At 71.3% G+C, this 12,336-nt stretch carries 12 protein-coding genes; 5 read left to right on the top strand and 7 right to left on the bottom strand.

Going from position 1 to position 12,336, the window contains the following annotated elements; genetic code table 11:
- Window positions 1–2: 2 nt before the first annotated feature.
- From AB0J10_RS02250 to AB0J10_RS02230, 5 genes are read right to left on the bottom strand one after another with little or no spacing between them, the layout of a single operon-like run.
- Window positions 3–635, bottom strand: coding sequence for a class I SAM-dependent methyltransferase (locus tag AB0J10_RS02250; RefSeq protein WP_363056894.1), 633 nt, complete (start codon window positions 633–635; stop codon window positions 3–5).
- Between the two features lie 50 nt (window positions 636–685).
- Window positions 686–1,249 (bottom strand): adenylyltransferase/cytidyltransferase family protein, encoded by a 564-nt coding sequence (locus AB0J10_RS02245; protein ID WP_363056892.1) that lies wholly within the window; start codon window positions 1,247–1,249, stop codon window positions 686–688.
- On the bottom strand, window positions 1,246–2,445 hold the full coding sequence (locus AB0J10_RS02240) for an aminotransferase class V-fold PLP-dependent enzyme (protein ID WP_363056890.1): 1,200 nt from the start codon (window positions 2,443–2,445) through the stop codon (window positions 1,246–1,248). The genes AB0J10_RS02245 and AB0J10_RS02240 overlap by 4 nt, the downstream gene beginning before the upstream one ends.
- The gene (locus AB0J10_RS02235; protein WP_363056888.1) at window positions 2,438–3,940 is read right to left on the bottom strand and encodes a nucleotidyltransferase family protein; all 1,503 of its coding nucleotides are present in this window, start codon (window positions 3,938–3,940) and stop codon (window positions 2,438–2,440) included. The genes AB0J10_RS02240 and AB0J10_RS02235 overlap by 8 nt, the downstream gene beginning before the upstream one ends.
- Window positions 3,937–4,593: a hypothetical protein gene (locus AB0J10_RS02230; RefSeq protein ID WP_363056886.1), complete on the bottom strand. Its 657-nt coding sequence runs from the start codon at window positions 4,591–4,593 to the stop codon at window positions 3,937–3,939. The genes AB0J10_RS02235 and AB0J10_RS02230 overlap by 4 nt, the downstream gene beginning before the upstream one ends.
- 276 nt (window positions 4,594–4,869) lie before the next feature.
- Between AB0J10_RS02230 and AB0J10_RS02225 the strand changes: the two genes are divergently transcribed.
- From AB0J10_RS02225 to AB0J10_RS02215, 3 genes are all read left to right on the top strand, one after another.
- Window positions 4,870–7,107 (top strand): tetratricopeptide repeat protein, encoded by a 2,238-nt coding sequence (locus AB0J10_RS02225; RefSeq protein WP_363056884.1) that lies wholly within the window; start codon window positions 4,870–4,872, stop codon window positions 7,105–7,107.
- Between the two features lie 61 nt (window positions 7,108–7,168).
- A complete protein-coding gene (locus AB0J10_RS02220; protein ID WP_363056882.1) occupies window positions 7,169–10,078 on the top strand; it encodes a toll/interleukin-1 receptor domain-containing protein in 2,910 nt (969 codons plus the stop codon).
- Between the two features lie 131 nt (window positions 10,079–10,209).
- The gene (locus AB0J10_RS02215; protein ID WP_363056880.1) at window positions 10,210–10,335 is read left to right on the top strand and encodes a hypothetical protein; all 126 of its coding nucleotides are present in this window, start codon (window positions 10,210–10,212) and stop codon (window positions 10,333–10,335) included.
- 317 nt (window positions 10,336–10,652) lie between these two features.
- Here AB0J10_RS02215 and AB0J10_RS02210 read toward each other — a convergent pair whose 3' ends face one another.
- Both AB0J10_RS02210 and AB0J10_RS02205 read right to left on the bottom strand, forming a co-directional pair.
- Window positions 10,653–11,057, bottom strand: a complete 405-nt coding sequence (locus AB0J10_RS02210) for a hypothetical protein (protein ID WP_363056878.1) — start codon at window positions 11,055–11,057, stop codon at window positions 10,653–10,655.
- Complete coding sequence (locus AB0J10_RS02205; RefSeq protein ID WP_363056876.1) at window positions 11,054–11,614, bottom strand: NUDIX domain-containing protein; 561 nt, start codon at window positions 11,612–11,614, stop codon at window positions 11,054–11,056. The genes AB0J10_RS02210 and AB0J10_RS02205 overlap by 4 nt, the downstream gene beginning before the upstream one ends.
- Before the next feature lie 203 nt (window positions 11,615–11,817).
- Here AB0J10_RS02205 and AB0J10_RS02200 point away from each other — a divergent pair, with 203 nt between their 5' ends.
- Both AB0J10_RS02200 and AB0J10_RS02195 read left to right on the top strand, forming a co-directional pair.
- Window positions 11,818–11,970 carry a tyrosine-type recombinase/integrase gene (locus tag AB0J10_RS02200; protein ID WP_363056873.1) on the top strand — a complete coding sequence of 51 codons (153 nt, stop codon included), beginning with the start codon at window positions 11,818–11,820 and terminating at the stop codon, window positions 11,968–11,970.
- 14 nt (window positions 11,971–11,984) lie between these two features.
- A complete protein-coding gene (locus tag AB0J10_RS02195; RefSeq protein ID WP_363056871.1) occupies window positions 11,985–12,335 on the top strand; it encodes a helix-turn-helix transcriptional regulator in 351 nt (116 codons plus the stop codon).
- The last annotated feature ends 1 nt before the right edge of the window (window position 12,336 follow it).

Genomic DNA, 12,336 nt, shown 5'->3' with positions numbered 1-12,336 from the left:
CCTCACTCGTTCCGTTCGGCGACGAGCCGGACGAAGGACTGGTGGGGGTCCTTGCGGGTGCGGCCGTGCTGTTCCAGCAGGTAGGGCACGAACAGGTCGGAGGTGAGGTCGTAGAGCGTGCGGCGACTGAAGTACCGCTTGGCGTCACCCGGTTCGAGCTCGTAGTAGTCAGGGCCGAGTTGTCTGCCCTCGCCGTGCTCGGGGTCGTCGACGGAGTTCACCATGACGCACAGCAGGCCGCCGGGGCGCAGTACCCGCCGGAACTCGGTCATGATCTCCCGGCTCGTCGGCAGGTCGAAGTAGTGGACGCTGAGGTGCGCGTAGACGACGTCGAAGGACCCGTCGTCGAAGGGGTGCGGGAAGTCCGCCAAGGAGGCGGTGACGCGTCGGACCGACGCGGACAGGGCCTCCTCGGGGAACTGGGCGAGGGCGAAGTCCGAGTGGTCCATCGCCGTCACCCGGTGTCCGGCCGCGGCGAAACAGGCGCTGTCCTGTCCCTGCCCGCAGCCGGCGTCCAGTACAGCCGAGCCGGCCGGGAAGCGGCTGACGACCTCCTGTGCGAAGTAGGTGGGGGTACGGATCCAGTCGGTGCCCCGATACGAGCGGTGCTTGGCGTTCCAGAAGGCGGTAGTCATGGGTTCGGTGGTCTCCAGGGGGAACGTGCGTGCGGGCTTGCTGGTAGTGCTCACGGCGACTGCGGCGGTGCGGCTTCCTCACGCGGCACGGCGGCGGTCACGCCGTCGATGACGCGGGCGGTGCCGCGGGGCACCAGCGCGCGCCAGTCCTCTCCGGCGGCCATGCGCCGGCGCACCTCGGTCGCGGTCACCCGGCGCGGATTTCCGGGCACCGCCGAGACGGCGTACCCGGCGGCCTTGAAACGCCGGTACTTCTCCTCGTCCCAGGGCTCGTTGAGGGTGACCAGGTGGAGGCAGCCGCGGGGCAGGTAGTCGTCCCACGTGCCGGGGTCCGAGACGTCGAACGGCACGACACGCACGGTGCACGCGTCGGCCGGCACCGCCTCCGGCAGGGAAGCGGTGACCATCTCGGCCCGTTCGAAGTAGGTGTAGGGGTTCGCGTCCCTGGTGTGCCGGTGGGCCGAGGTCCGCTCCTCGGCGAGCCGACCCAGGGCGGGGTTGGTGATGCCCACGATGACGTACCGGCTCCTGCGGGCGGCGATGGAGACGTATTCGAGGTGTCCGAGGTGGAAGGGCTGGAAGCGTCCGTGGACCACGGTCCATCGCGGATTCACGGCACACTCCGTACGGTCGGTCCGGGGGCGCCGAACGGCGCCAGGTCGTCGAACAGCGCGGCGACGTCGCCCGGCGTGGTGCAGGCGTGCACGCTGACGCGCAGCCATTCCTCGGTCGCGGCGAACGACCAGCCCCGGGCGCTCAGGCGGGACTTCACGGCACGGTGGTCCGCGACGCGGGGCGAGCACACCCGGACGATGCCGTACCCTCCCGGGGCCGATGCCGGGCCGAACGTGCGGAAACCCGCCTGCGCGGCGGCGACCGGCACGTCTGCGGCCCTCGTCCGGCACACCGAGGCCAGGTGCCCCGGGCCTGCACGCTGGTAGGCGGACAGGGACGCCAGCAGGCCGTGGAGCGCGGCGAGGTCCGGCAGGTTTCCCTCCAGGGCGGCTGGGCCCCCGCGCTCGCGAGGCCCCGGCTGCCAGGCGCCGTCCTCCGCGGTATGTGCCTCGCAGTTGCGCGGGGACAGCAGCAGCGGAGAGAGCCCGTCCAGAGCCCCGGGCGCGGCGATCACGAATCCGGCGCCCATCGGGCCGAGCAGCGCCTTGCGGCCCGTGCAGAGGAGTACGTCCACCCCAAGGGCTTCGAAGTCCACCGGGACGCGGCCCACCGACTGCGCCGCGTCCACGATCACCACGGCGGGTGACAACCTTCTTGCCAGGGAGGAGAGTTCGGCCACAGGTTGCAGTACGCCGTCCAGATGTGTCAGGTGGGTGCAGGCCACCACCGCCGTGCGCTCCGACAGCAGGAGGGCGGCGCGCTCCAGGTCGACCAGCCCGCTGGGCAGGCACGGCAGGGTGCGCAGCCGTACGTCGGCTCGCTGCCCCGCCAGCCGGCACCACGGCGCGGCGTGCGCGGGATGGTCCGCGGCGGTTACGAGCACCTCGCCGCCCGGCGGCACGGTGAGCCCGCCGGCGAGGGCCGAGGACGCCTCGGAGACGCTGCGGACGAGCGCAACTTCCGCGTCCGGCCGGGCGCCGAAGACCGTCTTGATGCGCTCCCGCAGCGCGTCCAGACCGGCCGTCCGTTCGCTCTGGAAGTCCGGCGGCGAACGGTGGGCGGCCGCCGTCGCGGAGAACTCCGCCACCGCCCGGACGCAGGCGCGGGAGAGCGGGGCGGTCGAGGCCCAGTCGAAGAACCGGCCGGTGTCGGAAGCCGGTCGGAATCCGTCGTCGTGCATGGCGTGCTCAGTCATCCGCCGGCTCTCCCTTCCGTCGGGCACCGGCGCCCTGCACCGACGCGAGTTGCTTCGCCAGTGCGGCGTCCCGGTGGCTGACCACCTGGTCCCACGAGCAGAGGAAGACGTCGTCACCGATGGCCACCAGTTGCCGGTCGGGGAACGTGCCGCCCACCCGCACCCCCGCGGCGGGCGTCGGCCTGAGTCGCGGAAGTCCCACGGCCGAGCCGTCCGGCGCGGCCAACCGGTCCGGTGCGACCCCAGTGAGGGCCGGGTGGCCTGTGTGGATCATGGTCGGGCAGGCGTCCGACCGCAGCCGCCACCGGGTCAGGTCGGTCCGCGCCATCAGCCGCACCAGCAGCTGCTGCGGCAGGGTGCGGTCGTTGAGCGTGACGGACAGCCGCCGGTTGTAGAACACGGCGCACTGGCCGGCGCGTCGGGCGGCGACGAGCGGCCCGCGGCGCCGGCGCAGTGTCGACCGGTACGCGTGGACCGCGTTGACGGCGGCGCGCCGGTGCCAGTTGCGGTCGTGCATGCGCCAGAGCGGCGAGGTGCGCCCACCGCCGGCGGCGCGGCGCAGAGCCCACGCGAAGCCGCCGATGCGCGGGTCGCGGTAGAGCCGGGTCAGGTGGTCGGCGAGCAGCAGCGCCTGCGGCTCCAGCGAGTGCCGCCGGATCTCCCGTGCGAGGCGGCCGAAGTCCACGTCGTCCCGCGTCAGGGCCAGCGACACGGTGTCGTTGACGTCCTTGACCGACACGTACCCGTCGGACAGGGCGTGGGCGAACATCACCAGCAGGGTCCCGGTGGGATTGACGCCCTGGTAGCCGAGATCCGGTGCGACCGGTTCGTAGAAGTCGGTCAGCGGGAAGTCGAGGTACTCCCCGGCCCCCACCGAGTAGGTGCCGAAGTGGATGTCCACCCGGGAGAACCGGCCCTCCTCCGCGCGGACCAGGAAGAGCTGGCCGTACTCGGCCCGTCCGTGCTCGAACTCCGCCTTGAACCAGGGGCATTCCTCCTCGTCGAAGACGTAGCCCCGCTCGCGCAGCAGTCGGACCACGGCGAGGCAGGCCGCCCAGTGGGGGACGTACACGTCGACGTCGCGGCTCCAGCGAGGCGACGGATCCCGGTAGAAACGGGCGTTGTTGAAGCCCTTGATGACCGCCAGGTCGGCGCCCGCCACCTCCGGCTGTTCGGCGAGCCAGGCCAACTCCTGGCTCAGCAGCCCAAGATGGTCCGCGAGTTGGCCGGCCTCGGCGCCGTACCAGGACTTCGCGGCGGCAGCCCGCGCACGGTGGGCTTCGGGCCCCTTGGCCGCCAACTGGTCCAGCCCGTACTGGAACTGGGGAACGGCCTTGTGCAACCGCAGGACGTCTCCGACCGCCCTGCGTCGGCCCTCCAACCGGTGAAGTCCCGCCGCCGCGCGCTCCGTCCGCTCCGGGTCGACGAACATCGTCGCCCAGGTGTCGAGCACCGACGACGCGAACCGGTTGCCGCCCGTCGCCCGCCCGCTCACGACAATGCCTCCAGTGCGGGCAGGCGCGGCACTGCACAGAGCTCCAGGGTGTCCCGCAGCGACGTGAGCACCTCGTCGAAGGGCCGCTCGCCGTCGAGTCGGTACACCGCCGGATGACCGCTCAGGTCGATCTCCCACTGCGCGAGCAGGCACTCCTGGAAGCGGACGAAGCCGGCCGCATGGCCGCTCGGATCGTCGAACCGCTCGTACGGCGCGCAGGTGCCGCCCCTGCGCGCCCATGCCGTGCGCGGGTCCACGTCGAGCAACAGCACCGCGTCCGGCACCGGGAGCAGTTGGCGCAACTCGTCGAGCGCCGGGCTCAGGCGGCCGAGGGCACGCTCCTTCGCCAGCACCTTGTACCAGTACGAGTCCAGCAGAACGTGCCTGCCTTCGACGAGCTCCGGTCGCACCAAGTACTCGTACTGGGCCACAATGTGACCCCCGACGAACATGGCGCGCGGCACGTCGGAGAGCCGGTCCTTGATGGCGCTGGGTGCGTCCGGCACCATGACGGCGGGCAATTCGTGGTTGCGGAGGTCGCGCCAGCCGACGGTGGCGAACGTGCCGCCGCGCAGCGCGGAGAGGAGACTGGTCTTGCCGCTTCCGTCGATCCCGAGCAGCACGATGAAGAGCCCTCTGGTGCCAGTATCCATGTCTTCTCCTCGCCCTCATGCGTTCCGTCCCGCGCACTGCCGACCGGACAGCACCCACCATGCGCCCTGCGGCGGCGCACTGCCGACGGGTTTCCCGCCACAGGAAACCCGTGGAAACACCGGCGGCCGGATCGCCGCAGCTCAGCGGGTGGAAACCCGGGGGGTGACGGGGGAGTTGTGCAACCCCCCGTCACCCGGAAGCGGGGCGCGCGAGGGACAGCGGCGGCGATCCGCCGCGAGCGGCACGCCGATGAGCCGGGCAGGAGCACGTCCGGCATGACCGGGCGGGACCCACATGGAGGCGACGGGACCGGCCACGGTGCGGGAGCCGGGTTCGGTTTCTCGCTGCGCCGACGGCGGACAGCCGCGGGACTGTCCCTGGCCGACCTCTCCCGCCTCGTGCACTACAGCAAGGGCTACCTCAGCAAGGTCGAGAGAGGACTGGCCTTACCGAGCGCCGAGCTCGCGCGCCTCTGCGGCGACGTGCTCGGCCCCGACGACCCGTCCCCGGCCGCGACGGCTCCCGAGGACGCGGTCCTCCGGATCCCGAGGCAGCGCTACGTCCTGCCCGAGCCGAGCGGGCACTTCGTCGGCCGCGAGGACGAGACGAAGCTGATCGAGTCGCTCGTCCTGGATGCCGGCCCCCGTCGGCGTGCCGGGACCGTACTGTGCGCGATCACCGGGATGGCCGGTGTGGGCAAGACGGCGCTGGCGCTGCGGATCGCCCACCGGACGGAGGCGCACTTCGCCGACGGCTGTCTCTACCTCGACCTGCACGGCTACTCGCAGGACCTGCCCGTTGTCACGGTCGCGGACGCACTGGACCGGTTGCTGCGCATGCTGGGCATGCCCGCCGAGACCATTCCCCACCACGTGGAGGACCGGGCCGCCGTCTACCGGGGGGCCATGACCGGCCGACGGGCCCTGGTGGTCCTGGACAACGCCGTCGACTCCCACCAGATCAGGCCGCTGCTGCCGAGTGAACCGGGCTGCCCCGTCCTCGTGACCAGCCGGAGTGCCCTGCCCTCACTGGACGAGGGCCACCACGTCCCGCTGGGTCCGCTGCCTGCACTCGACGCGGAGGCACTGTTCAGCAGCATCTCCGGGATCGGCACGGGCGACCGGGTCACTTCCGGCGAGGGCCAGCCCCCGCCGGGGGTACGCGACGTCGTCGAACTGTGCGGCCGGCTGCCGCTCGCGCTGCGCATCGCGGCCACCCGGTGCCGCCCCGGCGGACCGCGGACGGTGGCGGACTTCGTGCTGCGGCTGGCCGATCGGCGTTGGGGACTGTCCGAACTGGACGACGGGGAGCGCAGTGTGGTCGCGCCGCTCACCGTCTCCTTCGACGCGCTCGGCCCCTCCGAACAGCACCTGTTCGCGCTGCTCGGCTTGTTGCCGGGCGACGACTGCGAGGCCGCGTCGGCCGCCGTCATGGCCGACTGGGACCTACCCGCCGCGGAGCGGGCACTGAACCGGCTGGCCGACGCCCACCTGCTGCTGCGGACCCGTCCCGGCCGCTTCCGCCTGCACGACCTGCTGCGGGCGTTCGCCCGGCAGGTCGCGGACCGCAGATTCGCACAGGGCACCCGGGCGGCGGTGACCGCACGACTGGCCGGGCACTACGTCGCCGCGGCCGACGCGATGGGGCGCGTGCTGGCACCGCACCGCTACCGTCTCCCGGTCACCGACGGCCTGGACGTGACCGCCGCGCTGCTGCCGTCGGTCGCCGGACACGACGAGTCGCTGGCGTGGTTCGCCGCAGAGCACGAGACCGTCGTGGCCTTGGTCCGGGAGAGCGCCCGACTCGGCATGGACGCCGAGTGCTGGCGACTGGCGTACGTCCTGCGGGACTTCTTCTTCCTCACCAAGCGCTGGGACGCCTGGGTCGCCAGCCACCGTGAGGCCCTGCTGGCCGCGCACCGCCTCGCCGATCCCGCCGCCGAGGCGGTCACCGCGAACAACCTCGGCCTGGCCCTGATCGAGACCGGCGACCTCGACGGCGCCGCCGCGCACTACGAACGCGCCCACCGCATCTTCCACGGCATCGGCGACGAGCACGGTGCGGCCAACGCCGTCGGCAACCGAGCCTGGGTGCACTTCTACCGTGGCGAACACCTCGAGGCTCTGCGGGAGTTCAGCACGGCACTGGCCTACTACACACGCAGCGGCGCCCGCCGTAACGCCGCCATCACACTGCGCGGCATCGGCCTGACCGAGGTGGAGCTGCGCCAGTTCGACGCCGCCATCGGGCATTTGAAGACCGCGCTCGCCACACTGGACGACCTCGGCCTGCACCTGGACACGGCCATGGCATTGAACTGCCTCGGCGAGGCATGCCTGCGCAGCGGCCGGCCGCGGGAGGGCGCCGAGTGGCTGGAGCGTGCCGTCGTCGTCAGCCGCACGTGCGGCAGCCGCCACGAGGAGGCGAGGGCACTGCACCATCTCGCCCTGGCAGCGGCAGAGTCGTCGGGCGCGGTGCCGCGCAGCGACCGGAAGAACCGGCAGGACGGGTGAGGGGGAGGCCGTGGGTTCGGCGGGAGCGGAGGGTCCGGCGCGTTCCGGGCACAGGTACGACGTGTTCCTCAGTTACGCATGGGAGGACATCGACCTGGCGGTGCGCTTCCAGGAACTGCTGGAGGCCCACGGCCTGTCGGTCTTCAGGGACGTCACCGGCATGCGGGACTACGACGACATCCCGACCGTCATCCGCGCCGCCCTCGACGGCTCACGGACCCTGGTGGCGCTCTACACGCCCAGTTTCCCGGAGAGCCAGTACTGCCGCTGGGAGATGTACACGGCGCTGACCCGCTCCTACCACCTGTCCGGGCAGACCCGCCGGGTGATGGCGGTCGTCCGTGGCATGAGCTTCTCGCAGGTGCTGTCCTCCCGTCTGAAGTGCCTGCGGCTGCCCGCCGTCACGGCCGCACTGGCCGACGTGTCGGACTCCGTGCACCGGCTGGTCGACGGTATGGACCACCGGACCTTCGGCGACGCCCCCGCACCGCCGGTGCCGTCCTGGTATCCGGAACCGGCCGTCGGCAGCCGGCACTTCCGCGGCCGGCTGCAGGAGCTGTGGCAGATCCGGGACGCCTTCGACGGCGACGACGGGGCGGGCAGCGACCTCCCGCCCGTGGTGTTCCTGGTCGGGGGCGGCGGCATCGGCAAGACGATGCTCGCGGAACAGTACGGGCGGCTGTTCGCCGAAGACCATCCGGGCGGCGTGTTCGTCCTCGGGGGTCTCGGCTCCCACCTCGACGGCTCCCGGGACCCGCTGCGGGTGGCCGCCCTCGTGGACGACCGGATCACGGCCATCGCCCGCCGTCTGGAACTCGTCGGACCCGATGCCCCGGCCGCGGCGGCCCGTGCGGCGCTGAGCACGCGTCTGGCCGCCACCGGCACGCCTTACCTGTGGATCCTCGACGACTTGCCGGCCGGGGTGGACACGGCCGTCTTCCGCACTCTGGTCGCGCCCACGGCGCTGGGTAGGACGCTCGTGACGTCCCGCGCCCCGGGACCCGGGGGGCAGGGGGCGCGCATCGACGTCGGGGAGCTGGGCGAGCCGGACTCCCTGGCGCTGCTGTCGAGCAGGCTGTCGCCGTCCCCCGGTGCGGAGCGCCAGGCACGCCGGAGGCTGGCGCAGGCCCTGGGGCGCCATCCACTGGCGATGGCCGTCGCGGCGGAACTCGTCGCGCTGCCGGAGACCGGCGGCTTCGCCGGTCTCCTCGCCTCCTTCGCCGAGCCGAGCCCGGACGTCCTGGAGACCGCGGAGCGGCTCGGTGTCCATCTGCCGACGGCCCACGGCGTCAGCATCTGCGCCACCCTGCTGCGCGGGATCGACCGGCTGACGCCTGAAGGCCTGACCGTCACGCGGCTGGCGTCCCTGCTCGCGCCGGCGCCGTTCTCGCCGGACTTGCTCACGGACATCCTCGCGGAGTCGGACGGGGAGGGGCGGGACCGGCAGCAGCTCCGGGAGTCGGTCCGCCGCGGTCTCGCCGAGGCCGAGCGGCTGGCGCTGGCCCGCCCCGACGGCACGGGGAGCTCGAGCGTGCACGCCCTCGTCAGCCGAACCCTCCGGCTCGCCGACCACGACGACACTGCGCGCGAACGCGCCCGCCGGGCCGCCGTCCGGGTGCTCGCGGAGCGGCTGGAAGGACCTGCGGCGGGCGCCGCCGCCCGGTTCAGGACCTTCGAGGCGCTTCCGCACGTGCGGACGGTCGCCGTCGCGCTGGCGGAGCGGGACGATCAGCACCTCCTGAACGAGGCGGGCCGGGTGCGCTCCGAGAGCGGTGACCCCGGGACCGGACTCGGACTGCTGCGCCTGCTCCACGACGGGTGCGTCGCGGCTCTCGGCCCGTCCGACATCACGACCCTGCGCGTGCTGGCCGGACTGGCGGCCGCCCACGGGATGTGCGGAGACCACGACACGGCGGTGCGTCTCAAGCACCAGGCGTACGAAGGGCTCGCCGCCCTCCTGGGCCCGCACCACCCAGATACCCTGACGGCGCTCAACAACGTCGGAGTGACCGAGCTCGACCGCGGCGAGTACCGCATGGCATGGCGGGTGTTCGGGCAGGTGTACAGGGCGAGGTCCCGCAGGAACAGCGCGCAGCACCCGGACACCCTGCTGGCACTGGCCAATGCCTCGGTCGCCGCCTCCCTGGAGGGCCGCCACGCGTTGGCCTTGCGGCTGCGCACGTCCTTGCTCGCCCGCACGGCCCGGGTGCTGGGGACCCGGCACCCGCAGTACGCGGACGCGCTGAACGGCATGGGCACCACCGCGTACGCGCTCGGGCACCGAGCGGAGGCGGCCGACTGGTTCGACCGGGCGTACCGGCTACGCCGGGACCTGTACGGGGAGCAGCACGGCGACACCCTCGACGCACTGGAGAACCGCTTGGTCGCCGCGTCTGCCGACCACGACGGGACGGCGGGTCCGGACCGCGAGGAGGAGGAGGGCTTCCGCGAGGTGTACCGGTGCAGGCTCGACCTCCAGGGGCCGTCCCACCCGGCGACGGTCACGACCCTGCGCCACTGCCTCGTCGCCTGTCGCCGCGGGACAGCCGCCGACGGCCCGGCCGGCGACGAGGGTCCCCTGCCGCCTCGGATGGAGCCTGTGCAGACGCTGCCGCACGGGGTGACGTCCGGCGGTGTCCGCCTGGAGGCCGACGACATGGACCGAAGGATCGAGACCTTCGAGCTGGCCTGCTCCGCACAGGAATTGATGGCAGACAGCGACGAGGACGACGAGGTGCGGGCGCTGATGACGCAGCTCTGGCTGGCGCACGCCACCGCCCTGATGGACCAGATGGACGGGCAGCGCGACGTCGCCCTCGCCGTTGCGGAGGACACCGAAGCGGGTCTGGCACGGGAGCTCGGACGTGACCACCCCCTCACCCGGACCGCGTCGTCCCTGTACCGGTGGATCGAGGAGTTGGTCGACGCGGCGGTGGAGTGGCCGGGAGAAGGACGGACCTTCATCGACTGACGGCGTGCCGGCGACGATCGGGGTAGACCGGGCGGCGAGATGGTACACGTCGCCGCTGAGGACGAACCACCTTCTGGGACTGGGCAGCGGTGGAGACGCTGCGCACTCCGGCTTCCGCGTCGAGCCCTCCGATGCCGTTCCTGTTCCGGCGGCAGAACGGCACGGCTCCCGCGGCCTTCAACGTCGGCACGATCCAGAAGATGATCGAGCGGCGTTGCCTCGCCCTCGCCGAAGTCCTCCCGGCCTCAAGGGGCTGAAGCCCACCCCACACGACTTCCGCCGGATCTTCATCACCGCACCCGTCAACAGCGGCCTGCCGATCCACATCGGCGCGGCCCTGCTCGGGATCTGAATGTCCAGACATCTCGCGGCTGCATAAACCTCGGGAATTGCGTCAGAGGGGTGAGAAGTCGCAGGTCGCCAGGTCGCGGCGAGGGCTTGAAGGACTCCGGGGCTACTACGAGGAGATCGTTCGGCTCCGTGATGCCGCCGCCAGGGCCAGCCGGGTCAGCCGCCTTCCCGCACCACGAACCACCGCGATCGGGACGTGCAGTTGAAGCACGATCTCCGCACGTCAGGCAGGCTCGGGGAGGTGACCGAGGTGCTCGATGACCCGCTCGCGCAGAAGAAGATACTCCTCCCAGCGCCGAGGAAGAGGCCCAGGTGGACGTTTGACCACCCGGGCTGCGGTGACGGTCTGGCCATCCCGGAACTGCTCGTGCGTCAGGTCGAGGTCCACACCGCTGGGCAACCGATTCCACCAGTGAAATCCGTGCTGTTCCCCGCCGCAGTGGACCTCCCCGACCACGAGGTCGCCACCGAAGATGTCGTTCACTATCAAAGCGGTGATGTCACAGTGACCCCACGCCGGGTTGTTGGGCTGCCAGCCGGCGCGGGCGAGGTCGTCCGGGGAACAGGTGTCAGCGGCCCAACTGGCCCGCAGAGCGTTGTCGATGACCAGCAGGTTCCAAGGGATCATGCCGACAGCATCGCAGTCGCCACTGACATCGGCGATCGCCGGGAAGACGCCTCTTCAGCTGCCGGCCTGGAATCGGACTTCAGGTATCGGCACAGAGCTTTCCGTCCTCCCGGAACGAAGAGCCGTTGATCGACGACCTCGCACAATTCGGCCTCTGTCAGCCATCCCTGCCAGGCGATCTCGCCCCGGTCCGGGATCAGGGGTTCAGTCACGACAGCCTCATGCACCCCAAACCACACGGGGCTGATCCCCTCCCGGCAAAGGAACTTGAACATGAAGCGCACGGGCACACGAACGCCCAGCTCTTCGGACAGTTCCCGGGCCGCGGCTTCCTCATACGACTCACCCACGTTCACGGCGCCACCGACCATCACGTCGTAGTAGCCAGGGAACCGGGAATGCGTCTCGGACCGTCGCAGCACCAAGATCCGCCCTGCCCGATCACGGCAGAGCGTCGTCGCAATGCGATGCGGCCAGTCCTGACGCTCCGCCTCGCCTCGTTCGACGACTCCCAACGCGCGGTCCTGCTCATCTACATGCTGCACCAATTCGCTCACGGAGGCACGATCTCAGTCCCCACTGACAGAGAGGCCCCAGGAACACGAAAGAGAGTGACCTGCATCACGGGAGGTCCTGCGGAATACAACACAGCCGACCATCTGCGTCGCGAAAGCCGCCTCTGCGATCGGACCTGCTCAATCGCCACACGGAGTCACCTGCACACGGCCTCTGCCGACACAAGGCACACGTACGTCACGCCATGACCGAGAACGGGGTGGACTGGCGCTTCATCCAGCAGCAGGTCGGCCACGAGAGCGACAGCTCCTCGGCCATCTACACGCACGTCAGCGACGATTTCATGAACACTTCCCTGCACAAGGCACTGGCCCCGGCGTTCGCCGGGGTCCGATAAGGAGGGATCCGGCGATGGTTGCCAAGCTCGACCACCACTGGCACCTGCGCGAAGTCATGGCCGACCGCGGGATGTTCTGCACCACCGACCTCATCCCTCCGCTCGCCGAGCGCGGCATCACGCTGTCCTCAAGCCAGGTCTACCGGCTCGTCGTCGAGCGACCGGAGCGACTGGGCCTGAAGATCCTCATGGCCCTGCTCGACATCCTGGACTGCACCATGGACGACCTCCTCGAGCCCATCGCGGTGGCCAGGGCCGTGAAGAAGCCCAAGAAGGCAGCCGTCGGCGGCACGGCCCCCGACACAGAAGGACTCGGCGGGTTGCGGCCAAAGCGGGCCCGGATCAGGGATATTGACCGGCCGTGAC

This window comes from Streptomyces sp. NPDC049887 (assembly GCF_040656535.1).
In the GTDB taxonomy this organism is placed as follows: domain Bacteria; phylum Actinomycetota; class Actinomycetes; order Streptomycetales; family Streptomycetaceae; genus Streptomyces.
The sequence above is the reverse complement of the archived record's forward strand: the minus strand, read 5'-3'. Positions and strand labels throughout refer to the sequence as shown.

Bases quoted from the DNA above. Each gene is read 5' to 3' on its own strand.
- AB0J10_RS02250 (WP_363056894.1), bottom strand. From the start codon at position 635: ATGACTACCGCCTTCTGGAACGCCAAGCACCGCTCGTATCGGGGCACC.
- AB0J10_RS02240 (WP_363056890.1), bottom strand. From the start codon at position 2,445: ATGACTGAGCACGCCATGCACGACGACGGATTCCGACCGGCTTCCGAC.
- AB0J10_RS02230 (WP_363056886.1), bottom strand. From the start codon at position 4,593: ATGGATACTGGCACCAGAGGGCTCTTCATCGTGCTGCTCGGGATCGAC.
- AB0J10_RS02225 (WP_363056884.1), top strand. From the start codon at position 4,870: ATGACCGGGCGGGACCCACATGGAGGCGACGGGACCGGCCACGGTGCG.
- AB0J10_RS02215 (WP_363056880.1), top strand. From the start codon at position 10,210: ATGCCGTTCCTGTTCCGGCGGCAGAACGGCACGGCTCCCGCGGCCTTC.
- AB0J10_RS02210 (WP_363056878.1), bottom strand. From the start codon at position 11,057: ATGATCCCTTGGAACCTGCTGGTCATCGACAACGCTCTGCGGGCCAGT.
- AB0J10_RS02200 (WP_363056873.1), top strand. From the start codon at position 11,818: ATGACCGAGAACGGGGTGGACTGGCGCTTCATCCAGCAGCAGGTCGGC.
- AB0J10_RS02195 (WP_363056871.1), top strand. From the start codon at position 11,985: ATGGTTGCCAAGCTCGACCACCACTGGCACCTGCGCGAAGTCATGGCC.